Source organism: Nonomuraea cypriaca (assembly GCF_015645445.1).
Classification (GTDB): Bacteria; Actinomycetota; Actinomycetes; order Streptosporangiales; family Streptosporangiaceae; genus Nonomuraea; species Nonomuraea cypriaca.
Map to the genome: position 1 here is coordinate 11,943 of NZ_JADOGI010000094.1, position 26,746 is coordinate 38,688.

24 protein-coding genes and 1 pseudogene are annotated in these 26,746 nt (G+C 70.6%); 10 read left to right on the plus strand and 15 right to left on the minus strand.

Annotated elements, in window-relative coordinates; translation table 11 throughout:
* Positions 1-14 precede the first annotated feature (14 nt).
* A complete protein-coding gene (locus ITP53_RS28100) occupies positions 15-788 on the plus strand; it encodes an MBL fold metallo-hydrolase (RefSeq protein WP_328815991.1) in 774 nt (257 codons plus the stop codon).
* Here ITP53_RS28100 and ITP53_RS28105 read toward each other — a convergent pair.
* A complete protein-coding gene (locus ITP53_RS28105; protein WP_195898464.1) occupies positions 744-2,648 on the minus strand; it encodes a sensor histidine kinase in 1,905 nt (634 codons plus the stop codon). The genes ITP53_RS28100 and ITP53_RS28105 overlap by 45 nt on opposite strands.
* Positions 2,649-2,710: 62 nt before the next feature.
* On the opposite strand from ITP53_RS28105, the gene ITP53_RS28110 reads away from it, so the two are divergent.
* Positions 2,711-3,139, plus strand: coding sequence for a hypothetical protein (locus ITP53_RS28110; protein ID WP_328815993.1), 429 nt, complete (start codon positions 2,711-2,713; stop codon positions 3,137-3,139).
* Between the two features lie 6 nt (positions 3,140-3,145).
* Here ITP53_RS28110 and ITP53_RS28115 read toward each other — a convergent pair whose 3' ends face one another.
* Positions 3,146-3,502 carry a hypothetical protein gene (locus ITP53_RS28115; RefSeq protein ID WP_195898465.1) on the minus strand — a complete coding sequence of 119 codons (357 nt, stop codon included), beginning with the start codon at positions 3,500-3,502 and terminating at the stop codon, positions 3,146-3,148.
* Between the two features lie 100 nt (positions 3,503-3,602).
* Here ITP53_RS28115 and ITP53_RS28120 point away from each other — a divergent pair, with 100 nt between their 5' ends.
* Complete coding sequence (locus ITP53_RS28120; RefSeq protein WP_195898466.1) at positions 3,603-4,130, plus strand: DUF6886 family protein; 528 nt, start codon at positions 3,603-3,605, stop codon at positions 4,128-4,130.
* On the opposite strand, the gene ITP53_RS28125 is transcribed toward ITP53_RS28120, so the two are convergent.
* The 8 genes from ITP53_RS28125 to xylA form a co-directional block, all read right to left on the minus strand.
* On the minus strand, positions 4,105-5,067 hold the full coding sequence (locus ITP53_RS28125; RefSeq protein WP_195898467.1) for a ketopantoate reductase family protein: 963 nt from the start codon (positions 5,065-5,067) through the stop codon (positions 4,105-4,107). The two genes, ITP53_RS28120 and ITP53_RS28125, sit on opposite strands and share 26 nt — an antisense overlap.
* Positions 5,068-5,086: 19 nt before the next feature.
* Positions 5,087-5,815, minus strand: a complete 729-nt coding sequence (locus ITP53_RS28130) for a glycosyltransferase family 2 protein (protein WP_195898468.1) — start codon at positions 5,813-5,815, stop codon at positions 5,087-5,089.
* A gap of 59 nt (positions 5,816-5,874) precedes the next feature.
* Positions 5,875-6,414 carry an AAA family ATPase gene (locus ITP53_RS28135; RefSeq protein WP_195898469.1) on the minus strand — a complete coding sequence of 180 codons (540 nt, stop codon included), beginning with the start codon at positions 6,412-6,414 and terminating at the stop codon, positions 5,875-5,877.
* Positions 6,415-6,475: 61 nt separating this feature from the next.
* Positions 6,476-8,077 (minus strand): lysine--tRNA ligase, encoded by a 1,602-nt coding sequence (gene lysS / locus ITP53_RS28140; protein ID WP_195898470.1) that lies wholly within the window; start codon positions 8,075-8,077, stop codon positions 6,476-6,478.
* Positions 8,078-8,325: 248 nt separating this feature from the next.
* Positions 8,326-9,681 (minus strand): S8 family serine peptidase, encoded by a 1,356-nt coding sequence (locus tag ITP53_RS28145; protein WP_195898471.1) that lies wholly within the window; start codon positions 9,679-9,681, stop codon positions 8,326-8,328.
* 85 nt (positions 9,682-9,766) lie between these two features.
* Positions 9,767-10,873, minus strand: coding sequence for a Gfo/Idh/MocA family protein (locus tag ITP53_RS28150; RefSeq protein WP_195898472.1), 1,107 nt, complete (start codon positions 10,871-10,873; stop codon positions 9,767-9,769).
* The gene (locus tag ITP53_RS28155; RefSeq protein ID WP_195898473.1) at positions 10,870-11,613 is read right to left on the minus strand and encodes a sugar phosphate isomerase/epimerase family protein; all 744 of its coding nucleotides are present in this window, start codon (positions 11,611-11,613) and stop codon (positions 10,870-10,872) included. The genes ITP53_RS28150 and ITP53_RS28155 overlap by 4 nt, the downstream gene beginning before the upstream one ends.
* A complete protein-coding gene (gene xylA / locus ITP53_RS28160; RefSeq protein ID WP_195898474.1) occupies positions 11,610-12,761 on the minus strand; it encodes a xylose isomerase in 1,152 nt (383 codons plus the stop codon). The genes ITP53_RS28155 and xylA overlap by 4 nt, the downstream gene beginning before the upstream one ends.
* A gap of 87 nt (positions 12,762-12,848) precedes the next feature.
* On the opposite strand from xylA, the gene ITP53_RS28165 reads away from it, so the two are divergent.
* On the plus strand, positions 12,849-13,961 hold the full coding sequence (locus ITP53_RS28165; RefSeq protein ID WP_195898475.1) for an ROK family transcriptional regulator: 1,113 nt from the start codon (positions 12,849-12,851) through the stop codon (positions 13,959-13,961).
* A 22-nt stretch (positions 13,962-13,983) separates the two neighbouring features.
* On the opposite strand, the gene ITP53_RS28170 is transcribed toward ITP53_RS28165, so the two are convergent.
* Together ITP53_RS28170 and ITP53_RS28175 are read right to left on the minus strand one after the other, a co-directional pair.
* Positions 13,984-14,499, minus strand: coding sequence for a DinB family protein (locus ITP53_RS28170; RefSeq protein WP_195898476.1), 516 nt, complete (start codon positions 14,497-14,499; stop codon positions 13,984-13,986).
* Between the two features lie 106 nt (positions 14,500-14,605).
* A complete protein-coding gene (locus tag ITP53_RS28175) occupies positions 14,606-15,076 on the minus strand; it encodes a VOC family protein (RefSeq protein WP_195898477.1) in 471 nt (156 codons plus the stop codon).
* Between the two features lie 131 nt (positions 15,077-15,207).
* Here ITP53_RS28175 and ITP53_RS28180 point away from each other — a divergent pair, with 131 nt between their 5' ends.
* The 4 genes and pseudogenes from ITP53_RS28180 to ITP53_RS28195 all read left to right on the plus strand — a co-directional run.
* Positions 15,208-16,290, plus strand: coding sequence for a threonine aldolase family protein (locus ITP53_RS28180; RefSeq protein ID WP_207756517.1), 1,083 nt, complete (start codon positions 15,208-15,210; stop codon positions 16,288-16,290).
* 117 nt (positions 16,291-16,407) lie between these two features.
* Positions 16,408-17,472 (plus strand): protein kinase family protein, encoded by a 1,065-nt coding sequence (locus tag ITP53_RS28185; RefSeq protein WP_195898479.1) that lies wholly within the window; start codon positions 16,408-16,410, stop codon positions 17,470-17,472.
* Between the two features lie 141 nt (positions 17,473-17,613).
* A complete protein-coding gene (locus ITP53_RS28190; RefSeq protein ID WP_328816001.1) occupies positions 17,614-19,380 on the plus strand; it encodes a fibronectin type III domain-containing protein in 1,767 nt (588 codons plus the stop codon).
* Positions 19,284-19,796: pseudogene (locus ITP53_RS28195) on the plus strand (cellulose binding domain-containing protein); the annotation flags it as partial. The gene ITP53_RS28190 and the pseudogene ITP53_RS28195, both read left to right, overlap by 97 nt.
* Before the next feature lie 85 nt (positions 19,797-19,881).
* On the opposite strand, the gene ITP53_RS28200 reads toward ITP53_RS28195, so the two are convergent.
* The 3 genes from ITP53_RS28200 to ITP53_RS28210 all read right to left on the minus strand — a co-directional run bounded on the left by ITP53_RS28200 (position 19,882) and on the right by ITP53_RS28210 (position 23,415).
* Positions 19,882-21,069 (minus strand): ABC transporter substrate-binding protein, encoded by a 1,188-nt coding sequence (locus ITP53_RS28200; protein WP_195898480.1) that lies wholly within the window; start codon positions 21,067-21,069, stop codon positions 19,882-19,884.
* Positions 21,070-21,236: 167 nt separating this feature from the next.
* Positions 21,237-21,617 carry a hypothetical protein gene (locus ITP53_RS28205; RefSeq protein WP_195898481.1) on the minus strand — a complete coding sequence of 127 codons (381 nt, stop codon included), beginning with the start codon at positions 21,615-21,617 and terminating at the stop codon, positions 21,237-21,239.
* A gap of 145 nt (positions 21,618-21,762) precedes the next feature.
* Complete coding sequence (locus ITP53_RS28210) at positions 21,763-23,415, minus strand: ATP-binding cassette domain-containing protein (RefSeq protein ID WP_195898482.1); 1,653 nt, start codon at positions 23,413-23,415, stop codon at positions 21,763-21,765.
* Positions 23,416-23,748: 333 nt separating this feature from the next.
* On the opposite strand from ITP53_RS28210, the gene ITP53_RS28215 reads away from it, so the two are divergent.
* The gene (locus ITP53_RS28215) at positions 23,749-24,903 is read left to right on the plus strand and encodes an acyl-CoA dehydrogenase family protein (RefSeq protein WP_195898483.1); all 1,155 of its coding nucleotides are present in this window, start codon (positions 23,749-23,751) and stop codon (positions 24,901-24,903) included.
* Between the two features lies 1 nt (position 24,904).
* A partial coding sequence (locus ITP53_RS28220) for an acetate--CoA ligase family protein (RefSeq protein WP_195898484.1) occupies positions 24,905-26,746 on the plus strand: 1,842 nt, incomplete at its 3' end.

The window sequence follows — 26,746 nt, forward strand, 5'->3', positions numbered from 1 at the left end:
CGTAGTCTTACGAGGTGCCGCACGAACCGCTGACCGTGTCCGGCGTCGAGGTGACACCGCTCTGCGACGCCGTGGGACCCATGGGAGCGGCGATCCGCCGCCCGCTCGCCGAGCTGTTCCCGGGCTCCGGGCTTCCTGACGAGCCGTGGGTCCTGCACTTCCACTGTTTTCTGCTGCGCGCCGCGTCAGGTCACCTGACGCTGGTCGACACCGGCGTCGGTGACACGGACTCGCCGGCGTCCAGTTGGGCGCCGGTGCCCGGCGCGCTGGCCGGTGAGCTGGCCGCCGTGGGCGTGACGCCCGCCGAGATCGGCACCGTCATCCTCACCCACCTGCACAGCGACCACGCCAGTGGCGTGGTGGCCGGCGGCAGGCCGGTGTTCGAGAACGCCCGCCACGTGCTCCAGCGGGCCGAGCTGGAGGCGGCCGGCGGCCTCATGCTCGACCAGGTCGTCTCGAGGATCAGAGACCTGCTGCACGTCGTCGAGGGCGACGCCGAGGCCGCGCCGGGCGTCCACGTCAACTTCGCGCCAGGACACACTCCCGGTCACCAGATCGCCAGGGTCGGCGACGTGGTCATGACCGGCGATCTCGTGCTCCATCCCGTGCAGCTGGACAACCCGGCCGTCCGCTACCTGTACGACGACGACCAGGTGGCGGCCGCCCTCACCAGGGCCGAGACGCTCGGCGCGCTCAGGGCGGAGTCAGCGATTCTCGCCACCGCCCACTTCAGCGAGCCCTTCCTACGCCTTTCCGCCGGCGACCGGCTGGCCGGCCAGGAGGGATGACGGCAGGGCGACCATCGCGGTCAGCCCGCCGTACGGTGAAGGCGCGAGGGTGACCTTGATGCCGTGCCTGGCCGCGAGCCGCCCGACGACGAACAGGCCGAGCCGCGCGCTCTGCGCCAGGTCGAACTCCGGCGGCTTCGACAGCCGGTCGTTGAGCTCGTCCAGCTCGGTCCGCGGCAGTCCGAGTCCGCGGTCCTCGACCTCGACCCGCAGGCCGTGCGGCGTGCTCGTGCTGCGTACGTCCACCCTGGTCTGGGGTGGGGAGAAGAGGGTGGCGTTCTCGACCAGCTCGGCCATCAGGTGGGCCACGTCCGTGACCACCGAGCCGAGCAGCGCGACCGGCGGCGGCTGGAGCACCTCGACCCGTTCGTACTCCTCCACCTCGGCCACGGCCGCGCGCAGGACGTCCATGATCGGCACCGGGTTGCGCCAGCCGCGCCCTGGGGCCTGGTCGGACAGGATGATGAGGCTCTCGGCGTGCCTGCGCATGCGGGTGGTGAGGTGGTCGAGCTTGAACAGGTCCGCCAGCACCTCGGGCTCCTCCGTGGCCCGCTCCATGCTGTCGAGCTGCAGCAGTTGCCGGTGCAGCAGCGACTGGTTGCGCCTGGCCAGGTTGACGAAGACCTGGCTGACGCCGTGGCGCAGCCTCGCCTGGCTCACCGCGGCCTCGACGGCCGTGGACTGCACGTTGTTGAACGCCTGGACGATGTCGCGTACCTCGGACGTGCGGGTCCTGACCTGGAGCGGCGCGACCTCGGCGGGGATGGGGGCGTCCACGTTCGTACGCAGCCGCTTGACCAGCCCGGCCAGCCGCACCTCGGCCAGCTCCGTCGCGGCGTCGCGGAGCCCGGCCAGCTCGCGCACCAGCCGCTTGCGGAAGCGCAGCGAGAGCATGATGGAGGCGACGACGGCGATCAGCCCCACGCCGCCCGCGACGCCGATCTTGACCAGCATGCCGACGGCCGTCGGTGTCACCCTGGCCACGATGCCCTCCACGGCCACGGCCTGGTCGCGCTCGACGACGGCCCAGAGGTTCTGGCCGTCGATGGGCCAGGTGGCCGCGCCCGCGGGCAGTCCGTTCGTCGCCGCCTGTCCCCGGATGACGTCCTCGGCCTGGAGGAACTCCTTGTAGACCGGCGACGCGGACAGCCGCTCGTACGGCCCCCGCAGGCCGCCGTCCAGGTGCGAGAGCGCCTGGGAGTAGAGCAGCCGCCTGGTGGCCACCATCCCCGTGAACGCCTCCCGCTCCCTGGGCTCCACCCTGCCCCTGGCCAGCACCACCGCGATCACGGCCCGCTCCCTGGACAGCATGTCCTTGGCCTCGCCCAGCATGGTGACCGCCCTGGCCTGCTTGTACAGGGTCATGTCGGGCACCAGGACCATGGCGTCGTACATGCGGAAGGACGCGTCGACGATCTGGTTGTAGGAGTCGATCACGTCGAGTGGGGCCACCGCCTGGCCGTCCACGTCGCGGCGGATGTCCGCGAGCTGGTCGAGCTTGCCGTTCAGCGCGGTGAGCTGCGTGGTCATCTCGGGTGCCAGGTCACGCTGGTTCTTGGCCAGCCTGCGGAAGGAGGCCACGGAGCGGTCGGTCGCGCCGCGCTGCCCGGCCAGCTCGTCGGCGCCCCGGCCGGTGGCCAGGAGCTGCACCGAGAGCAGCCGCTCGTTCTGCAGGTGGATGTTGACCTGCTCCGACGGGGTGGCCAGGTTGGTGGCCAGATCGTTGATCGACAGCAGCCGGAGGCCGTCGCCGCCGGTCAGTCCCGCGGCGAACGCCCACAGGCCGACCAGCGACAGCAGCGGGACGAGGAGGAGGACGAGGATTTTCAGTGCGATGGGACGGCCACGCGTGGGGGGCATGCGACCTCCGGGTGCATGATGAGATCGCCTCGCAGAGTACACCCCCCATTGGAAGGATTTCTGTGCGTCTTCCGCGTTCTTTCTCCGGCTGGACCATCGCGGTCTTCGGTTTCCTCGCCTTCGCGCTCGGCCTGTTCGGGCTGATCTCGCCGGACTCCCTGCTGGCCCTGCTGGGTTTCGAGGTGCTGGACGTCCGCCCGGCCGGTGACTACACGCTGGTCTATATGGCCGCCTCCTCGATGGCGGCCGTCAACATGGGCGTCTACTACGTCCTCGCCTCGTCGGCGAACTACACGCCGTTCTTCCGCTGGACCGTGCCGTTCAGGCTCGTGACGTTCGCGGTTTTCAGCACGCTGGTGCTGTCGGGGGCGGCGCCGAGTGAGTTCTTCGGGGTCGGGCTCTGGGAAGGGCTGGGCGCGGTGATCACCGGGTTCGCGCTCTGGCGCGAGGGCAACCTGCTGCCCGCGCGCCAGAGCGCGAACGCCGTCTGACGCGGCTCACTGCCTGGGTTCCTCCGAGCTCCGGGCGACGAGACGGTCGCCGGACGTGTGCTCGCGTTCCAGTCGTCGTTCCAGGTCGCGCTTCTCGTCCTCCAGCCGGGCGACCCGGTTGGAGGTCTCGGCCCTGGCGCTGCGCACCCTGCGGTGGCGCCGTGCCGTCCTGCGCGATCCGGTACGAATCAACCAGACGCCCAGCAGGAGAACCGCCGCGGCGACCGCACCCGCCAGGAACATCTCCACGTGATTCAGCTCGAAGGTATATCCGAACAGGATGTACCTGGCGCTCTCCTCGGTCAGCACCAAGGCGGCGGCACCGCCGGCGAGCAGGACCAGGAGCGCTCCCACTAAGATCATCCAACTCAACCCCTCATCGGCGTGCTCTGATGGATGTCCTCTTCTCAGAAGGCGTTTCCACTGCCCGGAGATCCGCGGGGTATGCGCCATGATGGCGTCCATGAGACCCGAGCTCGGCCAGGTGCTGCACTTCTCGGAGGACCCGACCATCGAGCGGTTCGAGCCGCACGTCGCGCCGACCAGCAGGGAGTCCGAGCCGTACGTGTGGGCGGTCGGCCACGACAGGTGCCCGGACTACTGGTTCCCGCGCGCCTGCCCGCGGGCGATGGCCTGGACGGGACCGCGCACCACCGAGGAGGACAAGACCCGGATCATCGGCTCCGGCGGCGGCGAGCGGGTCCACGCCATCGAGTACGCCTGGCTGAAGGCCATCATGGACGTGCGGCTCTACGCCTACCGCCTGCCCGCCGCCGGCTTCGCGCCCATCGGCGACCCGCCGCACGCCATGGTCGCGCAGGTGCCCGTGACGCCGCTGGGCCCGCCCGAGCCGGTCGGCGACCTGTTCGAGTTGCACGAGGAGGCGGGGATCCAGATGCGAGTGCTGGCCGACCTGTGGCCGTTCTGGAACGAGGTGACGGCGAGCACGCTGGAGTTCAGCGGGATCAGGTTGCGGAACGCCCGTCGATGAGCGCGAGCAGTTCCTCGGGCGTCATCGAGCCAGGCGCCCGCTGTTCGCGGGCGGCCCGGCCGGCCTCGCGTCGCAGCACCTCGTTGACCGGGGTGGGCACGCCGTGCAGGCGCCCGAGCAGCACGATCTCGCCGTTGAGGTAGTCGGCCTCGATGGAGCCCGTGCCCTTGGCCAGGCTCTGCCACGACGATCCGCCGCCGCGGGTGACGCCCTCGATGGGGCGTACGTCCACCAGGTGGCGGCGTACCGCCTGCTCTTCCTCGGTGGTGGAGTAGGCGATGCCCGCCGCGTCGAGCACGGCCCTGGCCTCGGCTCTGGCCCGCTCGGCGATCGTCCCCGCGCCGGGCGAGCGGCCGGCCAGCGCTTCGATGGCGTTGGCCAGGTTGCCGAGCAGCTTGCCGTACTTCCAGCGCATCACGTCGGCCGACGGGCGCCCGACGAGGCCGTGCTTGCCGAGGTCGGTGACGATCTGCGCGGCGAGGTCGTCCACACCCTGTGGATGACGACCGACGTGCAGCATGCCGGAGTACGGATATCCGTGCGCGACCACGACCCCCGGCTCCATGTACTGGGCGGGCAGCCACACGCACATGCCGTAGACGCGCTCGTGCCTGCGCAGGACCGTACGCTCGTTGTCGACGCCGTTCTGGGCGCACACGACGGGCAGCTCGGACGGCCAGGGGGCCAGCGCGGCGATCGTGTCCTGCGACTTGGTGGCCAGGATCACCACGTCGTCGTCGCGCGTGGGCACGGGCCCGGCGGCGACGGGGATGTCCAGGGTCTCGTCGGACTCAGGGGTGATCAGGCGCAGGCCGTCGCGATCGATGGCGTCGTGTTGGGCGCCCCTCGCGATGAGCAGAACATCGTGCCCGCCTTGGAAGAGGCGGGCGCCGATGGTTCCTCCGACCGCCCCCGCTCCGATCACTATGTAGCGCATTGGCCGAGGATGTCACTATTTACTTCGCGAGTGCCACTTGGGTCTGCGTCGTCACGGCCGTCCCGCGCGCCCGCTCCCGCATGATCGTCCTGAGGACGCGCAGGCCGTCGCGGACCGCGTGCAGGTTGCTCTCGCCGTGGATGCGGGAGCGCTCGTGGCTGGGCACCTCGCGGATGATGAGGCCGGCCTGGGCGGCGCGGACGTTCATCAGGGTCTCGATCTCGAATCCGTCGCAGTCGAGCTCCATGACCTCGAGGTGGCGGGCCCAGAAGGCGTTGTAGCCGTAGCAGAGGTCGGTGTAGCGGGTGCCGTAGAGCAGGTTCGTCAGTCCGGTGAGGACCTTGTTGCCGAACGAGCGGACCGGGCTGAGGTCGTCGGAGCCGCCGCCGGGGGCGTACCTGGAGCCCTTGGCGAAGTCGGCGCCGTTGAGCAGCGTGGCGACGAACGAGTGGATCTCCCTGCCGTCGGTCGAGCCGTCGGCGTCGATCATGACGATGATGTCGCCCCTGGCGGCCTGGAAGCCCTCGATGAGCGCGTTGCCCTTGCCGCGCCGGGTCTGCACGACGACCCGGAGGTCGGGGCGCAGCCTGCGCGCGACGGCGACGGTGTCGTCGGTCGAGTTGCCGTCGACCAGGATCACCTCGTCGATCCAGTCGGGCAGCGTGGCGAAGACGTGGGGCAGGTTCTCGGCTTCGTTCATCGCGGGAACGATGACACTGACGCTGGCGGCGAAGGGCTGCTTGTTCATGATGTCAAGGTCCACCGGCACACATGCAGCCCGCTTGAATTCGCCTTGCATTGATCGTGTTATGCGGGATTCTCGTGAATTTCGGCCTCTTGGGCGCGGGAAATGATCTCGGTTACGGTCTCTTCCGGCGTTTGCCGCGAGGTGTCCAGCCACAGGCCCAGACGTGGGGTTTCGCCGCGCAGGGCGGCGTCGAGCCGGCCGATCGTCCACTCGCCGTAGCCGGTTTTGGGCCGCTCCCGCTCCCGGCGCTCGACCTCCACCGGATCCGGCGCGAGTACGACTACATATAGCGGACGAGTACGAATCATTTTCGCGAACTTCGTCAAATCCTCGCCTAGAACTACGTCCTGCACTATTGCCGTAAATCCGGCTTCGAAATACAGGTCCGCTGCGTTCGCCGCGATCCGGTAACGGAGGTGAAGCTGACGCACCGCCTCCTCCGCGAGGTCGGGCGTCATGCCGGCGCCGCCGTTGACCACCATGCGCCGGAACGCGTCACCCCGCACGTGGGCCGAGCGTGGCAGCCGCTCGGCCAGTGCCTGCGCGACGGTGGACTTACCGGCCGCCGAGATGCCGGTGATCAGGACGACGCCGTTCATGTGCCGAGGAGCTTTCCGGTGGTGCCGTTCATGTGCGGAGGAGCTTTCTGGCCGGTGCCGTTCATGCGCCGACGAGTTTGCGGACCCGGTCGGCGCCCACGGCCAGCAGGAGCGTGGGCAGTCTCGGGCCGGTGTCGCGGCCGACGAGCAGCCTGTAGAGCAGGGCGAAGAAGGCCCGCTGGGCCGCCTTCAGCTCCGGCGTCGGCTTGGCGTCGGCCGGCAGGCCGGCCTGGACCTTCGGCACGCCGTAGACCAGCGCGGTGAGGCCGTCGAGCGACCAGTCGTCGAGCCCGTCGGCCAGCAGCCGCAGCGACTCGCGCTCCTGCTCGCCGAGTGAGTCGAGCAACTCCTCGTCCGGAGCCTCGCGCACGCGCGTGCGCTGGTCGGTGGGCACGTGGCCGTCGACCCAGCGCTGCGCCCTGTCCAGGCGCGGCCGGGCCTCGTCGAGCGCGCCGATCCCGTCGAGGTCGCGCAGGATGCGCAGGGTCTGCTCGGCGTGGCCGGTCGTGACGTCCACGATGGAGGCCAGCGTCCGGTAGGGGACCGGGTGCGGCGTGCCGGGCAGCGGGCCCGCCGCCGTGGCCACGGCCCGCTCATACGCGGCCAGCTCGGCGGGCTGGGCCTGGCCCGCCTCGACCTTGCGGCCCAGGGCGTCCCACTCGTCGTAGAGGCGCTGGATCTCCTGGTCGAAGGCGACCTTGAAGGACTGGGCCGGCTTGCGGCGGGCGTACAGCCAGCGCAGCACCGGCGCCTCCATGATCTCCAGGGCGTCGGCCGGGGTCGGCACGTCGCCCTTGGAGCTGCTCATCTTGGCCATGCCGGTGATGCCGACGAAGGCGTACATGGGGCCGATCGGCTGCCGGCCGCCGAACACCTCGTCCACGATCTGGCCGCCGACGATCCAGGCGGAGCCCGGGGAGTGATGGTCGACCCCGGACGGCTCGAAGATCACGCCTTCGTGCGCCCAGCGCATCGGCCAGTCGACCTTCCACACGAGCTTGCCGCGGTCGTGCTCGGCCAGGCGCACGGTCTCGCCGAACCCGCACTCGCAGGTGTAGGCCAGCTCGGTGGTCTCGTCGTCGTAGGCGGTGACGGTCGTGAGGTCGCGCTCGCACAGGTCGCAGTACGGCTTGTACGGGAAGTAGCCCTCGACCTGCTTGGACCGGTAGCGGGACAGCACGGCGTCGATCCTGGCCCGCTCGCGCAGGGCCAGCAGGATCTGCGCGCGGTAGGCGCCCGAGGTGTACTGGCCGGTCTGGCTGATGCCGCGATATTCGACGCCCAGCTCCGCCAGGGCCTCGATCATCGGGGCCTTGAAGTGCTCGGCCCAGTTGGCGTGCGTGCTGCCCGGAGGCGCCGGCACCGAGGTCAGCGGTTTGCCGATGTGCTCGGCCCAGGACGGGTCGACGCCGGCCGGCACCCGGCGGAAGCGGTCGTAGTCGTCCCAGGACAGCAGGTGGACGCACTCGACCCCGCGCCGCCTGATCTCGTCGGCGACCAGGTGGGGCGTCATGACCTCGCGCAGGTTGCCGAGGTGGATCGGGCCGGACGGGCTCAGCCCCGAGGCGCAGACGATCGGTTTGCCCGGAGCGTGTCTCTCCGCCTCGGAGATCACCTCGTCCGCGAACTTGGAGACCCAGTCGGTCTCCACACTTTCAGCCATCGCGCCATTCTTGCGGGTCCGCCATGCCCAAGCCAACGCGTTACCGTCACCCCAGGTGAACGGGCATGGCTCAGCCCTCGAACGCGGCCGCGATCTCGTCGTGTTCCGGCCGGTAGGCGGCACGGAACCGCCTTGCCGGCCTGGGGCGCGGCCGCGGGCTCCGGGGCGGTGGTGCCGCAGCCGGCCAGTGCGACGAGGACGGCCACGGCCAGAAAGATCTTGTGGACATGGCGACCGACCGTCCAGGATCAGGCCGCGCGCGTTCCGGCCTGTCTGCCGAGGGCGGCCAGGATGCCGGGCGGGTCGATGACGCCGTACCCGTAGTCGTGGTCGAAGCCCACCGTGCTGCGGTCGTCGGCCGTGCGGTGCAGCAGTGTGCGGAACTGTTCGGGGGAGAGCCGGGTGGCGGGCCTCTGGGTCCTGACGGCCGCGACCACGCCGGCGGCGACCGGGCAGGCGGCGGAGGTGCCGGTGTCGGCGCCGCCGCTCGCCTCGGAGCCGGCGAAGTGCGTGTAGGCGCACAGGTCGGGCTTGCGGCTGGAGAGCCGCCCCGGGCCCTGGGAGGAGTAGCCGACGCGCTCGCCCCGCGTGTCCACGCCGCCGACGGACGTGACGGCGGGGTGGGAGTTGGCGCCGGCGATCGGGCGGTCGGGGAAGGCGCACCTGGCGTCGCGGCAGTCGCGCCCGCAGTTGCCCGCCGCGAACAGGATGTCCGCCCCCGCGTCCTCCAGGCTGCCCACGATCACGTTGAACGGGTGCGCGGGATTGTCCGAGTAGTTGCCGGGATGGCCGGGCGGGAAGTCCGACTCCGTCGAGAACAGCCCCCAGCTGTTGCTGACGACCAGCGACCTGGACCCCGCGGGCATGGCGTTGACGACGTCGCGCAGGTGGGAGTAGGCGGCCACGGCGTCGGACAGCAGGCCGTCCAGCCCTGGCCCGCCCCTGCGGCTCAGCAGGACGGGGATGTCGAGCAGGGTCGCCTTCGGGGCGGCGAGCAGCGCGTCGAAGGCGCACATGGACCCGTGGCCGACGGCGTGGCGCCCGGGGGTGCGGTTCACCCCCGGCGGGCTCCAACTCCGCGCGTCGTCGACGGTCACGGGCGAGCCGATGACCGAGCTGACGTGCCGGGCGTTGATGCCGCTGTCCACGACGGCCAGGGTCACGCCCGCGCCGTCGTGGCCCTGCGCCCACAGGTCCGAGGCGTGCAGGAGGCGCCTGACCGCGTGCCAGTCGCCGACGGGCCCGTCCCCGCCGCACGTCGGATTGGGTTCGATGACCGGATCGGCGAACACGCCGGTCACCTCGCGTACGGCCGACACCAGCAGCGCCGACCTGGTGGACGACTCGTCGCCGGCGATCTCGCCGCGCACCAGCACGGAGGCGTCCTCCGGGGCGAGCGAGAACGCCATGCGCTGGTGCGGCGACAGGGGATCGCCGTGGGCGGAGACCGGCCGCGCGCGCGGCACCGGGACGGGGGTGAAGGCACGGTCGAGGAGCACGCCTGGCAGGTCGCCCGCGACGTCGGCGGCCGTGGCGACCACGCCGGGGTCGATCACGGCGGCGACGACGTCGGGGGCGGGCCGGAGTTGGATCAGAACACGCATGGCATCACCTTCGGGATGGGGATTTCGTAGCCTGGTGATGCCCGGCTGGTTAGGGGAAACTCCTTTCCGTAAGGCCATTATTACTTTAAGTAGCGATAGTTAACGCGTACGGGTCCCAGTCGTCTGGCAGCGGCTCGGGGGTGGCTGTCGTGGAGGCGATCCCGCGAAACTCCGAGCTCCCGCCGGACTCCTCGATCGCCGTCATGAGCTCCAGCACGTGGTAGGCCAGCTCCCCCGACGCCCGGTGCGGCGTGGCCGCCCGGATCGACCTGGCCATGTCCAGGACGCCGATGCCGCGGCTGGCCGTCGTGCCCGACAGCGGCAGCTCGCGCCAGTCCTTGTCGTGCGCGCCGCGCGCCAGCAGCGGGCCGTCGAACGTGTTGGGGTCGGGCAGCGACAGCGCGCCCTCGGTGCCGATGATCTCGATCATGCGGCGGTTGACCGGCGAGTCGAAGCTGAACGTGGCCGCCGCCGTCGCCGTGCCTGGGAAGTCGAGCAGCGCGTTGACGTGCGTCGGGACGTCCACCGGGAAGATCTCGCCCGCCTTGGGGCCCGAGCCGACGACGCGGTGCTCACGCGCCCTGCGGGTGCCGGCCGCCACCTGGATGACGGGGCCGAGCAGTGACACCAGGGCGGTCAGGTAGTAGGGGCCGAGGTCGAAGAGTGGACCGCCGCCGGGCTGGTAGAAGAACTCGGGATTGGGATGCCACGACTCCGGGCCGAGGCTCTGGGTGGCCGCCGTGACGGCGACCGGCGTGCCGATGAGGCCGGAGCGCAGGGCGCGCCCGGTCGACTGGAGCCCGGCCCCGAGGAACGTGTCGGGCGCGCCGCCCACGCGCAGGCCGAGGTTGGCGGCCTCGGCCACGACCTTGGCCGCCTCGTCCATGTCCAGTGCCAGCGGCTTCTCGCCGTACACGTGCTTGCCCGCGCGCAGGCACTCCAGCGCGACGGCCGCGTGCGCGGACGGGACGGTGAGGTTGACGACGATCTCGACCTCGGGCAGCGCGAGCACCGAGCCGAGCGGGCCCGACACGGGTACGTCGTGCTCGCGCGCCACGGCGGCGGCCCGGTCGGCGTCCAGGTCCGCGACGCCGAGCACGCGTACGTCGGGGAAGGCGTTGAGGTTGCGGAGGTACTGGCCACTGATCACTCCGGCGCCGACCAGGGCGACGCCGACGGGGCCGTTGCTCAAGAGCTCTCCAGGGAGGTGAGGTAGGCGTGGCTGTCAGCGAGAGCGGTGAAGACGTCGGTCGCGCACTCGTCGAGCTCGACGATGCGCCAGGCGTCCGGGGCGGCGGCGAGGATCTCGGGCACGGGCATGACGCCCTGGCCCACCGCGGTGTGCGGCTCCCCCTTCACGACGGGGCCGTCCTTGACGTGCAGCGCCGTCATGCGCCGCGCGAGGCGGCCGAGCAGGGCGGGCACGTCGGCGCCGCCCACCGCCGCCCAGTAGGTGTCGATCTCCAGGAACACCTCGGGGGCGAGCAGATCGGCCAGCACCTCGATGGCGTGCCGGCCGTCGAGCATCGGCTCGATCTCCCACCAGTGGTTGTGGTAGCCGATCCGCATCCCGTGCCCGGCGGCCTGCTCGGCCAGGCCGTTCAGCAGGTCGGCCGTGCGCGCCAGGCCGTCGCGCGTGGTGAACTCCTCGTGCGCGATGCCACCAGGAATGATCACCAGGTCCGTGCCGACCGTCGCGATCGCGTCGAAGACCTCCGCGGGCTCCTTACTGAGCAGCGCGTACGCGTGCGTACTCGACACACTCAGCCCCAGGTCGTCGGCGACCTGGCGGAAGCCCTTGGGGTCGGAGGTCGGGTCGTAGGGCTCGACCGCCCGGTATCCGATCTCCGCGATCCGCCTCAGCACGGTGTCGCGGTCGGCGGCCAGTTGTTCTCTGACGGTGTAGAGCTGGACGCTGATCGGCCTCGTCATCCACGTACCCCCATGAGGTGCTCAAGGGCGAGCTGGTTCAGGTGGGTGAAGTGGAAGCCGCGCGCGGCCGCCACCTCGGGGTCGAACTCGTCCTTGGCCAGGTCGGCCCAGGTCTCGCCGGCCGCGAGCGTGGGCTGGGAGAGCTCGTCCACGCGCGAGGCGCGCAGGGCCTCCTGCACCTCGGGGTCGGCGCGGAACGCCCGCGACTTCTCCTTCAGGATCAGGTACGTCCGCATGTTCGCCGCCGCCGACACCCACACGTCCTCGGGGTCCTCGGTGCGCAGCGGCTTGTAGTCGAAGTGGCGTGGGCCGTCGTAGCCGCCGTTCTCCAGCAGGTCGACCAGGAAGAACGCGCTCTTGAGGTCGCCGTGGCCGAAGATCAGGTCCTGGTCGTACTTCGGGCCGTGCTGGCCGTTGAGGTCGATGTGGAACAGCTTGCCGTGCCACAGCGCCTGCGCGATGCCGTGGACGAAGTTGAGCCCGGCCATCTGCTCGTGGCCGACCTCGGGGTTGAGGCCCACCATCTCAGGGTGCTCCAGTTCGCCGATCAGCGCCAGGGCGTGGCCGATCGTGGGCAGGAGGATGTCGCCGCGGGGCTCGTTCGGCTTGGGCTCGATGGCGAAGCGCAGGTCGTAGCCGCGGTCGCGGATGTACGCGCAGAGCAGGTCGAGGCCCTCCTTGTAGCGTTCGAACGCCGCCTTGACGTCCTTGGCCGCGTCCGACTCCGCGCCCTCGCGCCCGCCCCAGCAGACGTAGGTCTTGGCGCCCAGCGAGGCGGCCAGGTCGATGTTGCGGATGACCTTGCGCAGGGCGTACCTGCGGACGTCGCGGTCGTTGCTGGTGAACGCGCCGTCCTTGAAGACCGGGTGGGTGAACAGGTTCGTGGTGGCCATCGGGACCTTCATCCCGGTCTCGTCCAGGGCCTTCTTGAACGCCGCGACGGCCTTGTCCCGGTCGGGCTCGACGGCGAGCAGGTCGTCGTCGTGGAACGTGACACCGTGCGCACCCAGCTCGGCCAGCCGGTGCACGCTCTCGACCGGGTCGAGGGCCGGCCTGGAGGCGTCGCCGAACGGGTCGCGGGCCTGCCAGCCGACCGTCCATAGGCCGAAGGTGAAGCGGTCGTCTGGGGTGGGGGTGAAGTTCGACATGTGCGGGTCCTAACCTTTAGTCCATAATCTGTACATAATCCTGAGGAGGTGAGTGGGGTGTCGTCAAGAGGGGTCAGGCATGATTCCATGCGTGCCCGTAACCTGGCCGTAGTACTGGGGACCATTCACCGATCAGGACCTCACACCCGGGCCGCGCTCGCTGAGAGGACCGGGCTGACCAAGACCACCGTGTCCAGCCTGGTCTCCGACCTGCTGGAGGCGGGGGTGGTGACCGAGAGCGGCACCGTGCGGGCCGGTGAGCGGGGGCGTCCTGGGGTGGCGCTGAGCCTCAGCGGTCACCGGGTGGCCACGCTGGGGCTGGAGATCAACATCGACTACCTGGCCGCCTGCGTCGTCGACCTGACCCGCACTGTACGGCTGCGCCGCACCCGACCGGCCGACAACCGCAACTCCGACCCGGCGGAGATCCTGCGGCGGCTGCGCGACCTGGTGAAGGAGACCACGGCCGAGGCCGAGGAGTCCGGGCTCCGGGTCATCGGGGCGGCCCTCGCCGTGCCGGGGACCGTGGCGGGCGGGGTGCTGCGCAACGCGCCGCATCTCGGGTGGCGGGACGTACGCGTCGCGGACCTGGCCGACCTGCCGGTCGCGATCGACAACGAGGCGAACCTGGCCGCGCTCGGCGAGTTGTGGTTCGGCTCCCGCGCCACGGACTTCCTGTACGTGTCCGGCGAGATCGGCGTCGGCGCCGGGCTCGTGGTGGGCGGCGAGCTGTTCCGTGGCACGTTCGGGCTCGCGGGCGAGCTGGGACACGTCGTCGTCGTGCCCGACGGCCCCGCGTGCAGGTGCGGCGGCCGCGGCTGCCTGGAGGTGTACGCCGGCCAGGACGCCCTCCTCGGGGACCTGGGCTCGGTCGCCGAGCTGGCGGCCAGGCTGGAGTCGGGCGACCGGCGGGCCCTGGAGGCGGCCGAGCGGGCCGGTCACGCGCTCGGCGTGGCGCTCACCTCGGCCGTCCAGCTGCTCGACCCCGGCAGGATCGTGCTCGGCGGGGTGTTCGGGCCGCTGTTCCCTTGGCTGGAAGGGCCGGTCGGCGACGGACTGGCGACCAGGCTCCGGCAACTGCGCGGCACGCCGCCGCCGCTCGTGGTCTCTGGCATCGGCGCGGACGCGGCCGTGCTGGGCGCGGCAGGGCTGGTGATCCAGCAGATCATCGCCGAGCCGGCCCGCGTTCTGGGGCTGTAGGGCGTGGGGTTGCGGAGGCGGGTCAGTAGTAGCCCGTCTGGCCGTCGAGGAGCTCCCTGATGGCGTCGGCGTGGCCGGCGTGCCTGGCGGTCTCCTCGACCATGTGGATCAGCATCCAGCGCAGGCTGGCGGAGCCCGAGCGGTAGTCCGGGTGCTTGCCGACGTCGTCGAGGGAGTGGGCGGCGACGATCTCGTTGGAGACCTGGCACTGGCGTTCGTACTCGTCGCGGAGCTGGGCCAGCGGGACGCCGTCCGGCCGCATGTCGGCGTCCTCCTGGCTCTCGTCGAACTGCGGGTTGCGGTCGGACGGGCCGCCCAGGAAGAGCATCTCGAACCAGCAGTGCTCGGTCCAGCGCAGGTGGGAGACCAGGCCCGCCATCGTCATGAGCGGCGAGGCGGGCAAGACGGACCGGTACGCGTCCTCGTCCGACAGGCCCTCGCACTTCCAGCGGACGATCGCGCGCTGCATGTCGAGCCAGCCGAGGAGCTGGGTGCGTTCGTCCGCGACCAAGGGTGGGCGGATGCGTTCGGGGTTCATGTGGCCGAACGCTACTTCAGCTCCGCTCGGCGCCGCACTCGGATTTCGGCGGCCTTTCCAGTCCGGGCGGGCGCTCGCGTCGGACGCGCGGGCGCCCGCCCGGACGTCAGCCCTTCGCGGCCGCCTCCATGGCGTCGATGTCGATCTTCCGCATGCCGAGCATGGCCTGCATGGCACGCTGCGCTCTGGCAGGGTCGGGGTCGCTCAGCAGCTCGGACAGTCGGTTCGGGATGATCTGCCAGGACAGGCCCCATCTGTCCTTCAGCCAGCCGCACTCCGACTCTTGCCCGCCCTCGGTGAGCTTCGCCCACAGCTCGTCGACCTCCTCCTGGGAGCCGCAGTCGACGTACAGGGAGATCGCCTCCGTGAAGTTGTGGTCCGGGCCCCCGTTCAGCGCCATGAACCGCTGGCCGGCCAGCTCGAAGGTGACCATCATGGCCGTACCTGCGGGTCCTGGCCCGCCCTCGCCGTGACGCTGGACCTCCACGATCCGCGAGTCGCCGAACAACGAGGTGTAGAACTCGGCCGCCTCCTCGGCCTGGTCGTCGAACCACAGGCACGTGGTGATCTTCTGCATGGCGTTTCCCTCCGGTCTCGTACGGTTGCTCTCACTGATGCGTCGAACGAACCCTGGCCGGATCGACACGGCGGCCAAAAACTTTCTGGCCGTGGTTGAATCCGGGCAGATCCAGACGAAAGGCGGGTCCAGTGACGAACTCCCCATCGGTCCGGCGTTCCCTGTTCCTGCACGCGCCCATCCGCAGGAAGCCCGCGACCGTGCTGCGCGAACTGCTCAGGCACGTCGACGATGACACGCCGCCCGACGCCCCGGTGGCCGCGCTCGAACGGCGGCTGGCGGACCTGCTCGGCAAGGAGTCCGCCCTGCTGTTCCCGACGGGGACGATGGCACAGCAGGTCGCGCTGCGGATCCACGCCTCCCGCCGAGGCGCGCCGGCGTTCGCCGCGCACCCGCAGAGCCACCTGCACGTGTGGGAGAACCAGGGTTACAGCGTGGTACACGGGCTGCGTTTCCATCCCACGGGAGACCGCCACGAGTTGATGACGGAGGCGGACCTGGCCGAGATCGCGGAGCCCCTGGCGGCCGTCGTCTGGGAGTTGCCCCAGCGCGACCTCGGCGGCCTGCTGCCCGAATGGGACGATCTTCGCGCCCAGACCGAGCTCGTCAGGGCCCGTGGAGCCGCCGTACACATGGACGGGGCCCGGCTGTGGGAGGCGCAGACGTACTATCGGCGACCCTTCCATGAGATCGCGGGTCTGTTCGACTCGGTCGACTCGGTCTACGTGTCGCTGTACAAGTCGCTCCAGGGCTTCTCGGGTGGCGTGCTGCTCGGTGACGCGGCCACCATCGCCGAGGCGGGGGTGTGGCGTTCGCGGCTGGGCGGGCAGGCGTACCAGCCGTGGCCCGTCGCGCTGGCGGCGCTGGCCGGGCTCGACACCGTGCTGCCCCGCATGGCGGCCTTCCGCGAGCACGCGATCGCGCTCGCCACGGCCATCAACAAGGACGGCGCCGCCCGCGCGTGGCCGGACCCGCCCCAGACGCCCATGTTCCACGTGCACCTGCCCGCCGGGCGGCGCGCCGCCGAGGCCGCGGGCGCCGCGATGCTGGCCGAGCACGGCACGCAGCTCTTCCCGCGTGTACGGTCCTCGCCGGACCCGGCCAGGTCGAGCTTCGAGATCACGGTCGGGGAGAACGCCATGGAGTTCACGCCGGAGGAGGTCGTCGGCCTCCTCCACGAGCTGCTGGAGCGCTGCGGCACGACCACGACGTAGCCGCGTGGCCCTCGACCGGGCGGTCGCCCTCCGCCGCGTACGACACCGTCGAGCTCTGACCGGTCCCGCACGAGGCTCTGACGCGCGCCCCCCTCCGGGTGATCTAGAGTCCCCCGGATGGAGACCTCGACATCGCGCATCACCGCCTACGGCGCCGTCGCCACCGCCCTGGCCCTGTGCGGTGACCGCGAGATCGGCGAGCTGATGGACAAGGCGGTCCCGCTCGGCTCGGGCATCGGGGGACGGTCGGCGTCGCTGGAGGTGGCCGGCACGCGGGTGTTCGCGAAGCGGGTGCCGCTCACCGATCTGGAGCTCCGGCCGGAGAACGTCCGTTCCACCGCGAACGTCTTCGGTGTTCCGTCCTCCTTCCACTACGGCATGGGCAACCCGGGGTTCGGGGCGTGGCGGGAGCTGGCGACGCACGTCATGACCACGAACTGGGTGCTCACCGGGCGGTTCCCCGGCTTCCCGCTGATGTACCACTGGCGGGTCCTGCCGGACACCGCCCAGCCTCCGCCGGACGAACTCGCCGACGTGGAGGCGGTCGTCGCCTACTGGGGCGGCGGTCAGGAGGTACGCGACCGCATCGAGGCGCGCCGGCGTTCCTCGTCGAGCCTCGTCCTGTTCCTCGAGCACTTCCCGCACAACCTGCACGACTGGCTGCGAGCCCAGGTGGCGGCGGGTGAAGAGGCCGCGAGCCTGGCCTACGACCTGGTCGAGCGCGAGCTGGAGGCCGCGGTCTCCGTCATGAACGCCCACGGCCTGCTGCACTTCGACGCCCATTACGAGAACGTGCTGACCGACGGCCGGCACCTGTACGTCGCCGACTTCGGGCTCGCGTTGTCGTCGCGGTTCGACCTGTCGCCGGAGGAGGTCCGCTTTTTCCAGCGGCACCTTTCCTATGACCGGTGCTACACGCGTACGCACCTGGTGCACTGGTTGACCGCCGAGTTGCTCGGCGCCGACAGGGACGAACGCGATGCGCTGATACGCGAGTGGGCCCTCGGCGAGCCGCCCACGGGAGTGCCCCGGGCGGTCGCGGCCGTCTTGAGCCGGCACAGCCCCCCGGCCGCGGTGATGTCCGATTTCCGTCGTCGGCTCCGGGACGAGAGCCGGCGCACTCCGTACCCGGACGAGGAGATCCGGCGACTGCCGGGGTGCGATAGTTCTCGGTTCAGCTAGTTTCCGATAATTTCGGGATTAGTGGAGATATAGCCCCAGTTCAGAGGCATGGCGCTCCGAAATGTTTCGGCATATGCGTTGACATGTTTCGAACGGATTCTCAGAATGATCGCCAACACCCCCCGGGAAGGGAGAGCCCTGGTGATCATCAGCTTAGCCCGCTCAAGGATCCGTTCGAGGGTCGTCGCGCTGGTGGTGGCGGTGACGCTGTCGGCCGCGGGAGCGGTGACGGTAGCCGCCACCGAGGCCGCCGCGGCTGCCGGAAGTGAAAACGAGGGCGCAGACTGCGTAGTGCCCGGCCTGCCCAGTGAGGGATCACTGCCGACCAACTCCAGGCTCCCCGATCCCTTCAGAAAGATGGACGGCACGCGCATCACCACCAAGTCCGAGTGGCGGTGCAGGCGGGAAGAGACCAAGCGGCTGGCGGAGAGGTTCGTCTACGGCGAGAAGCCACCGAAGCCGGCCGGCGTCATGGGCACGGTCTCGAACAGCAACATCACGGTGAACGTGTCCCACAACGGCAGGAGCTCCAGTTTCTCCGCGAGCGTCTCCCTGCCGGGTGGCTCCGGGCCTTTCCCTGCCGTCGTCGTCCTGGGCGGATTCGGCGCGGACACGGCCGCCATCAGATCGGCGGGCGCCGCCGTCATCAACTACGACCCCTACGCGGTGGGGCGGGAGGGCACGCCCAGGAACAACAAGCAAGGCGCCTTCTACAGCATCTACGGCTCCTCGAGCAGCACCGGAGTGCTCGTCGCCTGGGCCTGGGGGGTGAGCCGGATCATCGACGTCATCGAGCAGTCGGGCGGCAACATCCTCAAAGCGGACGCGACCGGCGTCACGGGCTGCTCCCGATTCGGAAAGGGTGCGTTCGTCACCGGTGCGTTCGATCAGCGCATCACTCTGACCATGCCGATCGAGTCGGGTAGCGCCGGCGTTCCCATCTTCCGCGGGATTCCAGGAGAAGGCGCCCAGAGCCTGAGCAGCGCGTACGGAGAGCAGCCGTGGCTGGGCGACGCGTTCGGCTCCTTCACGAGCAGCCCGAACAGGCTGCCGGTGGACACCCACCAGCTGGTGGCCATGGTCGCGCCCCGCGGACTGTTCATCATGGACAACCCGCACATCGCCAACCTGGGTCCCAGATCCGCGAGTGTGGCGGCCCTGGGCGGAGCGGAGGTCTACAAGGCGCTCGGCGCGGGAGCGAACATCACCTACTGGTCCGACGTCCAGGACGGTACGCACTGCGCCAACAGGTCGGAATGGCGCACCCCGTTGCAGCAGAACATCCAGAAATTCCTGCTGAACACGGGCAGCGCCGCCGGCACGATCAGGATCTCCTCCAGAGCGCAGGGCAACCTGGCCGAGTGGAGGGACTGGCAGACCCCGACCCTCGGCGACTCCGGCGGCGACACCACCGCTCCGAGCACGCCCGGCACCCTTGCCGCGTCCAACGTGACCGTCGGCAGCGCCACGCTGACCTGGGCCGCGTCCACCGACCAGGGAGGTTCCGGCCTGGCCGGCTACAACGTCTACAGGGAGCAGGGCGCCACCGACCCGCAACTCGGCCAGTCCACCACCAACTCGACCACCCTCACCGGGCTGACCGCGAACACCCAGTACCAGGTGTACGTACGGGCCCGTGACGGCGCCGGAAACCTGTCAGGCAACTCGCAACCGGTCACGTTCACGACGACCGCCGGGGGCAGTGGCGACACCTCGCCGCCGACGGCCCCGGCAGGCCTGGCCGCCTCGGGGACCACACGTCCACGGGCACGACCCTGGGCTGGACGGCCGCCACGGACGACAACGGCGTCACCGGCTACGACATCCTGCGCGCGCCCGGCGCGAGCGGTGGCACGTTCACCCAGGTCGGCACCTCGGCCACGACCTCGTACGGCGACACGGGCCTGACCCCGAGCACCACCTACCGCTACCAGGTCAGGGCACGGGACGCCGCGGGCAACACCTCGGCGGTCTCGAACACCGCGCAGGTCACCACCCAGCCCGGCTCCTCCACCGGCGGCTGCACGGCCGTTCCGACCGTACAGACCCATTGGGCCACCGGGTACGTCATCCAGCCCCTGACCATCACCAACACCGGCACGTCCGCGATCAACGGATGGACGGTCACCTTCACGCTGCCGGCCGGGCACACGATGGCCGGCTCGTGGAACGGTGCCGTCACCGTCAGCGGACAGACCGTGACCATCAGGAACGCCGCCCACAACGGCACCCTCGCCCCAGGAACCGGCACCACCAGCGTCGGCTTCCAGGTGAACCGCCCGAACGGCAACACCGCGCTTCCGTCCGGATACACCTGCGCCTGACAGCAGCCAGACCCCTGGCCCATCCACCGGGCCAGGGGCTGGCGCGTCAGCGCCCGCCGAACCCGTGGGCTGGCAGGCGCGCATGTCAAGGGTGTGCCGGGGTCAGGTCGGCGGCGATGGGTATGTCGGGGGCGGCGGTGTTGGTGACGACGGCGAGTTCGTGGCCCTTGCGGGTGCTGATCCACTGGCCGCCGATGAGGGGGAGGAGGGCGATGTTGGGGGTGGGGCCGCTCGTCCAGTCCAGGAGCCCCGCGATGGTGGCGAGCCGGGTGCGGCCGATCGCCTCGGCGACCGCGCTCGGCTCTGCCGGATCTGCCGCGGACGTCAAGGCGTGGTGAGCGACCTCGACCAGGGCGTGGGCCAGGCCGAGGGGCTGGAGCCAGGGACGGCCGGTCGCGCGCTGGTAGGAGGCGGCCAGGTCGGCGGCGGTGACGTCGTCCAAGGACGAGCGGTGGGGGTGCCGCGGCGTCCAGTAGACCAGGGTGGCCACCCGCGCCTCGGCGAGGTCGGGGCCGGCGTCGTGGGCGGTGCCGGCATGGGGATAGGTCAGCCACCGCGAACAGGTGATCAACCGGGGGCGCGGCCCGGTCTGCGTGGCCTGGCGGTAGTACAGGGCCAGGTCGGCGGCGGTGGCGGCGCTGGTGACGATGTCGGCACCGTGGCGGTGCAGATGGTCGAGTTGCCCGCACAGATCCGTGGCCGGCTCGCGGTATCCCCCGGGATCGACGAGGGTGTGCCCGCGCCCGATCGCCACCGGCGCGAAGTGGCGGCGGAGCAGCCTGCCCTGCAGATCGTCGTTCCACAGGCAGCCGACCGTCTGCCTGCCGCCCAGCCGTTCCCACATGTCGGCGAACACGTTGGCGATGTCGTCGAGCCCCCAGGCGAAGTGGTAGGTCCAGCGGAAGCGGTGGACCGCGTCGACGGCCCGCGTGTGGAGGTACGCCTGCCAGGGGAAGGTGGTCGACACGCAGGGCACCCGCAGGATCTCGCAGGTCTCCGCCACCACGGGCAGGACCTGGGTGCCGGCCATGGTGATGATCACGCTGGCCCGCTCGACCTCCACCAGCTCGCGAACGGCCTGGCGCGCTCTCGACGGCTCGGACCGGCTGTCGCGGATCGCGACGCGTACGCCGTATCGGCGGTCGCCGTCGCGTACCGGCGGGAGACGCGGGGCGAGGGCGCCGAGGACGAAGGACATCGGGTCGCCGAGCCGGGCGAGCCGGCCGGTCTCGGGGACCACCGCGCCGATCGTGAGTTGCGGGCCGGATCCCATGATCACCTCCGAGAAGGCCGCGGGACGGACGCGCGTGGGCCGATGAGAACGCGTCCGCTTGCTGGAAGCCGAACCTGGCCGGGTGGCCGGGCGGCAAGGGCGGGCCGGAGCACGCGCCAACCCGCCGAGGCCCTCCACGGGGCCCTCGGCGGATGGCTGTCCGGTGCCTAGTTGTGCACGGTGACGCAGGTCGTGCGGCTCATGACCGAGATCGTCTCGTTACCGCAGTTGTTGCTGTGGCCGGAGGCGTTGCGGGCGAAGAGCAGGTTGGACAGAACGCCCCCGCTGGGGCCGGTGTGGTCACCGCCCTTCCCCCGACGGCCCAGGTCCTTGGTGACGCAGGTGCGCTCCTTGAGGACGGCCAGCTTGCCGCTGCCGCAGAGGTTGGCGTGGCCTGAGGAGTTTCGCCCTGAGACGTTGGACAGCAGGCCACCGGGGCCGCCGTCGGTGTCTCCCGCGTGGGCGCCGGCCACGGTGATGGCGGCCGGAGACATCATGATCCCTGCCACTGCCGCCGCGATCACGGCGAAGCGTCGTATGGTCTGCATTTTCTACCTTCGGTGAATGAGGTGTTGATCGGTTGCCGAGCGCCAGGCGCTACTTAGGGTAACAGTTCGACAGCGTATGGTAATGATGGATCAATTCTCCGCCGCCTCAGCGTGAACGCCCGGGCCCACGGCGCCCGCTCGAACGTCAACTCCAGATGGCCGTGGACGGCCACGACGCGAGGTCGGAGAGCATCTGGCGGTCGTGCGTCGCGACGATGACGGCCGCGGGCGTGGTTCGCAGCGCCCCGGTGAGCTCGTCGACGAGCAGCGATGACAGGTGGTTCGTGGGTTCGTCGAGTATCAGCAGGTCAGGCCGCCTGGCCAGGCACAGTGCGAGGTGCAGCCGGCGCTGCTGTCCCTGGGACATCCGCCCCACGGGCGTGCGGAGCGCCTCACGGTCCAGCAGCCCCGTGCTCCCGAGCGGCACCAGGTCGGCCTCGGTCACCTCGCCCTGTGCCACGAGCGTCGCGACATGCCTGCGGTACACCTCGTGCGCCTGCAGATCGACCGGCCACGCGGGCACTTCCTGCGAGAGGTACGCGATCCTGGCGCCGGCGGACCGGCGTACCGCGCCGGTCGACGGGGTGATGTCGCCGGTCAGGACCCCGAGCAGGGTCGACTTGCCTGCGCCGTTCCGGCCGGTGACGAGGAGCCGGTCGCCGCCGTCGACGTCCAGCGTGACCGGCACGCCCAGGCGCCCCGCGACCGTCACCTCGTCGCACCGCAGGATCGGCAGGCCACGGCGGGTCCGCAGCCGCGGCCACTGCAACGACAGCGGCGGCTGCGGCACCGTCACCCGATGCGCCTCCAGGACCTCCTGTTTGCGCCTCAGGCCCTGGACGATCCCCGGGGCGTGCGACTGGCGCTGGTGCTTGCCCGTCCCCTTGTCCGGCCGCCATCCCGTGGTGAGCCGGTTTCGAGCCTCCTGTACGGCCTGGGCCAGCCTGGCGTGCTCCGCCTGCTGGGCCTCGTACTCCTGAACCCATCGCTCCCGTTCACGGCGGCGGCCCTCCCGCCAGCCCGCGTACCCGCCGGCGAACACCCGGGGACGACCGTCCTCGCTCGGGTCCAGGTCGAGGAACTCGTCGGCCACCTCGCGCAGCAGGGCACGGTCGTGAGTGACGATCGCCAGCCCGCCCGCCCGTGACCGCAGGGAGGCGGTCAGGAAGTCCAGGCCGCCGGCGTCGAGATGGTTGGTCGGCTCGTCCAGTAGCAGGACGTCATGGCTGCCGCCGAGCACGCACGCCAGGCGTACGCGATAACGCTCGCCGACGGACAGCGTGGCCAGTTGCCTGTCACGGTCAGTGCACGCGTCGAGTCCTTCGAGGGCGACGTCGACCCGGCGTTCCGCGTCCCATGCGTCGAGGCGCATGGCGGCGTCGAGCGCGGCCGCGTAGAGAGCGTCCGCGCTCTCGTCGCCTCTTTCCAGGCCCGCGGCGGCGCGGTCCAGCGCGTGCAGGGCCAGGTGCGAGACGTGCACCGACTCGGCGACCAGGGTGCCGACGGTCTCTCCCGCGTGGGCGCGCAGGGACTGGTGGACCACGCCGACCGTGCCCACGCGCTCGACCTGGCCGTCGTCGGGCGCGAGGTCGCCGGAGAGCAGGCGCAGCAGCGTCGTCTTGCCCCGGCCGTTCTCACCCACGACGGCCAGCCGCGACCGGTGGGAGACGGTCACGTCGACATCGGACAACACGGGACGGCCGCCGAGTACGACCCGGATCCCGCGGGCGGCGAGATGAGCGCTCGTCCCGGCCGGCAGGCGACCGGTCGTGCTCAGTTCGGCGAGAAGTTCTTGCATCGACCGGCCGGACAACGGCCGATCGTTCGAGGGCGATGCCTCCACAGTTGTGCTCCACAGTTCGCTCCGGAACCGGGCAGCACGAAGAAGCCGCCCGGTACGACTACCGCGACGGCGGACACACGAGAAGAAAGCTCAGCGCCGCGCCGTCAGGCGCGACGGCGGGGCTTCATGAAGCCAACACTGTGGTACATGCGCCTCATGCTACACACCCTTCTGGTCTGCCACAGTTTCTAGAATCCGATTCCACTATCTGTTGACACGTGCGGGGGCGAGTCTCATTCTGGAAACAGTTCCTAGACGTGGATTCTAGAAATTTGCCAGGAGGCGGCTGTGGACTTCTCACTCACCCCCGAGGAACGGCAGATCCGCGACACCGTCCGGTCCTTCGTGGAGAAGGAGATCATGCCGCTGGAGCCGGAGGTCCTGCGCAACGAGCGCGAAGGCCGGCCGGCGCTCGACCCCGACGTGCTGCGCGACCTGCGCGCCAAGGCCAGGAAGTCTGGTTTCTGGGGCATCAACACCCCCGAGGAGTACGGCGGCGCGGAGCTCGGCCCGATCATGTCCGCGATCATCGCCATGGAGATCGGCAGGACGTTCGTGCCGTTCTCGTTCGGCGGCAGCGCGGACAACATCCTCTACGCGGGCACCGACGAGCAGAAGCGGCGTTACCTCATCCCGACCATCGAGGGCGAGCGGCGCTCCTGCTTCGCCATCACCGAGCCGGGCGCGGGCTCCGACGCCCGCAACATCCGCACCAGGGCCGTCAGGGACGGCGCCGAGTGGGTGATCAACGGGGAGAAGACGTTCATCACCGGCGGGAGCGAGGCGGACTTCGTCATGGTGTTCGCCGTGGCCGAGCCGTACGGGGTGACCTGTTTCCTGGTGGACAGGGACATGGGGTGGAAGTCCGAGCCGATCCCGACCATGGGCCAGTGGGGGCCGGCGGCGCTGGTGTTCCAGGACGTGCGGGTGCCCGAGGAGAACATCCTGGGCGAGCTCGGCAAGGGCTTCGAGCTGGCCATGCAGTGGATCGGCCAGGGACGTTACATGATCCCGGCACGGGCCATCGGCTCGGCAGAGCGGATGTTGCAGATGGCCGTCGACTACGCCAAGATCCGCAAGTCCATGGGCCAGGCCATCTCGGAGTACCAGGCCATCCAGTGGATGATCGCCGACTCGCAGGTGGAGATCGAGGCGGCGAAGTGGCTGACGCTGTACGCGGCGTGGCGGGTGGGCGAGGGCATGGACGCCAGGCACGCCTCGTCGATCGCCAAGCTCAACGGGGCCGTGATGGCCAACCAGGTCGTCGACCGGGTGCTGCAGATTCACGGGGGTATGGGGTATACGAAGGAGTTGCCGATCGAGCGGTGGTACCGGGAGTTGCGGCTGTTGCGCATCTTCGAGGGGACGGATGAGATCCAGCGGCGTACGATCGCCCGCAACCTGATCAAGGGCAACGTCCGCCTGGGCACGATCGGGGAGTGACATGTCGGTCGCAGAGTTGTTCAACCCCCGATCGGTCGCGCTGGTGGGGGCCACGGACAAGTCGGGGTGGTCGATCAGCACCCTGGCCAACCTGCGTACGCACGGCTTCCCCGGGCCGGTCCACCTGGTGAACCCGCGCGGCGGCGTCGTGCACGGCGAGCCCGCCTACACCAGCTTGTCCGCCATTCCGGAGCCGGTGGACCTGGCGTACGTCATGGTGCCGACGAAGGCGGTGCTGCCGGTGCTGCGGGAGGGCGCCAAGCTCGGCATCCGCAGCTACGTCATCCTCACGGCCGGCTTCGGGGAGGCGGGTCCGGAGGGCGCCGTGATGGAGGCGGAGCTCGCCGGCTTCGTCAGGGAGAACGGGCTGACGATCCTCGGGCCGAACGGCAACGGCTACATCAACGCCGCCGCCGGCATCACCCCGTACGGGCTGCCCTTCCAGCCGCCGCTGCTGCGCGGCTCGATGGGTGTGGTGCTGCAGAGCGGCGCCCTGGCCAGCTCGGTCCTGGCCTTCGCCCGGTCCCGCAACATCGGCATCAGCCTGCTCACCTCGATGGGCAACGAGACGACGCTGACCGTCACCGACGTGATGGAGTATCTGGTCGACGACCCGGCCACCACCTCGATCGCGCTGTTCCTGGAATCGGTGCGCAACCCGGCGGAGTTCGCGCGGGTCGCCCGGCGGGCGCTGCTGGCGGGCAAGCCCGTGGTCGCACTGAAGATCGGGCGTAGCGCGCTCGCCTCGCACACCGCTCAGGCCCACACCGGCGCGCTGGTGGGCGACGACCGCGTGATCGACGCCGCGTTCCGTCAGCTCGGCGTCCTGCGGGTGCGCTCGATCGAGGACCTCATCATCACCGCGGGCCTGCTGGCGGAGACGGGGCCGCTGCCGGGGCGGCGGATCGGCGTGGTCACCCCGTCTGGCGGCGCGTCGGAGATCATCGCGGACCGGGCGGAGGACGAAGGGCTGGAGCTGCCGCCGTTCGCGCCGGAGACCGTCGCCAAGCTCGAACAGATCGTGCCCGTCTTCGGGACCGTGCAGAACCCGCTGGACGTCACGGGGTACGTCCTCATCGACCGCACGCTGCTCGGCCGTGCCCTGGAGGCCGTGTCGGGCGACCCGGGAATCGATGCGATCATGCTGCTGTCGGAGCAGCCGCGCGTCGCCACGCGGGAGCCGGCCGCCATCGTGGCGGCGTACACGGCCAACGCCAAGCTGATCGCGGAATCGCCCGTCCCCGTCGTCGTGGTGTCGAACGTTCTCACCGACGTGACCGAGTTCGGCCGGACCGTTCAGGAGCAGACGGGTTTCCCGCACGTGGCCGGGGGGATCGAGCACGGGCTCAACGCCATCGGGGCCGCCGCCCGTTGGTCGGAGGCCCACCGGGCCGCGCTGGCGGCGGAGGCGGCCGTCCCGCCCCCGATCCCGCCCGTCCGGCACGTGGACGGGGCGACCGGCGTCTGGGCCGAGCACCGCGCCGCGGCGCTGCTCGGCGCGGCGGGGATTCCGGTGGTGCCCTCCGGCCTGGCCCACGACGAGGACGCGGCGGTGGCGGCGGCCGATCGCTTCGGATATCCGGTCGTGCTCAAGGCCGCGGCCGAGGGGCTGGGGCACAAGAGCGACATCGGCGGCGTACGCCTCGGCCTGGCGGGACCCGTTCAGGTGCGCCTGGCGTACCGAGAGGTGGTCGCCGCCGTGGGCGCGCGCTCGACCGGGCAGGTGGGCGCGCTGGTCCAGCCGCAGCGCACCGGCGGGGTCGAACTCCTCGTGGGCGTCGTCCGCGACCACGCCTGGGGGCTCACCCTGGCGGTGGGGCTGGGCGGGCTATGGGTCGAGATC

Bases quoted from the DNA above. Each gene is read 5' to 3' on its own strand.
- ITP53_RS28205 (WP_195898481.1), bottom strand. From the start codon at position 21,617: ATGCAGACCATACGACGCTTCGCCGTGATCGCGGCGGCAGTGGCAGGG.
- ITP53_RS28105 (WP_195898464.1), bottom strand. From the start codon at position 2,648: ATGCCCCCCACGCGTGGCCGTCCCATCGCACTGAAAATCCTCGTCCTC.
- xylA (WP_195898474.1), bottom strand. From the start codon at position 12,761: ATGTCGAACTTCACCCCCACCCCAGACGACCGCTTCACCTTCGGCCTA.
- ITP53_RS28165 (WP_195898475.1), top strand. From the start codon at position 12,849: ATGCGTGCCCGTAACCTGGCCGTAGTACTGGGGACCATTCACCGATCA.
- ITP53_RS28120 (WP_195898466.1), top strand. From the start codon at position 3,603: ATGAGACCCGAGCTCGGCCAGGTGCTGCACTTCTCGGAGGACCCGACC.
- ITP53_RS28155 (WP_195898473.1), bottom strand. From the start codon at position 11,613: ATGACGAGGCCGATCAGCGTCCAGCTCTACACCGTCAGAGAACAACTG.
- lysS (WP_195898470.1), bottom strand. From the start codon at position 8,077: ATGGCTGAAAGTGTGGAGACCGACTGGGTCTCCAAGTTCGCGGACGAG.
- ITP53_RS28170 (WP_195898476.1), bottom strand. From the start codon at position 14,499: ATGAACCCCGAACGCATCCGCCCACCCTTGGTCGCGGACGAACGCACC.
- ITP53_RS28125 (WP_195898467.1), bottom strand. From the start codon at position 5,067: ATGCGCTACATAGTGATCGGAGCGGGGGCGGTCGGAGGAACCATCGGC.
- ITP53_RS28210 (WP_195898482.1), bottom strand. From the start codon at position 23,415: ATGCAAGAACTTCTCGCCGAACTGAGCACGACCGGTCGCCTGCCGGCC.
- ITP53_RS28200 (WP_195898480.1), bottom strand. From the start codon at position 21,069: ATGGGATCCGGCCCGCAACTCACGATCGGCGCGGTGGTCCCCGAGACC.
- ITP53_RS28115 (WP_195898465.1), bottom strand. From the start codon at position 3,502: ATGATCTTAGTGGGAGCGCTCCTGGTCCTGCTCGCCGGCGGTGCCGCC.
- ITP53_RS28135 (WP_195898469.1), bottom strand. From the start codon at position 6,414: ATGAACGGCGTCGTCCTGATCACCGGCATCTCGGCGGCCGGTAAGTCC.
- ITP53_RS28175 (WP_195898477.1), bottom strand. From the start codon at position 15,076: ATGCAGAAGATCACCACGTGCCTGTGGTTCGACGACCAGGCCGAGGAG.
- ITP53_RS28185 (WP_195898479.1), top strand. From the start codon at position 16,408: ATGGAGACCTCGACATCGCGCATCACCGCCTACGGCGCCGTCGCCACC.
- ITP53_RS28145 (WP_195898471.1), bottom strand. From the start codon at position 9,681: ATGCGTGTTCTGATCCAACTCCGGCCCGCCCCCGACGTCGTCGCCGCC.
- ITP53_RS28130 (WP_195898468.1), bottom strand. From the start codon at position 5,815: ATGAACAAGCAGCCCTTCGCCGCCAGCGTCAGTGTCATCGTTCCCGCG.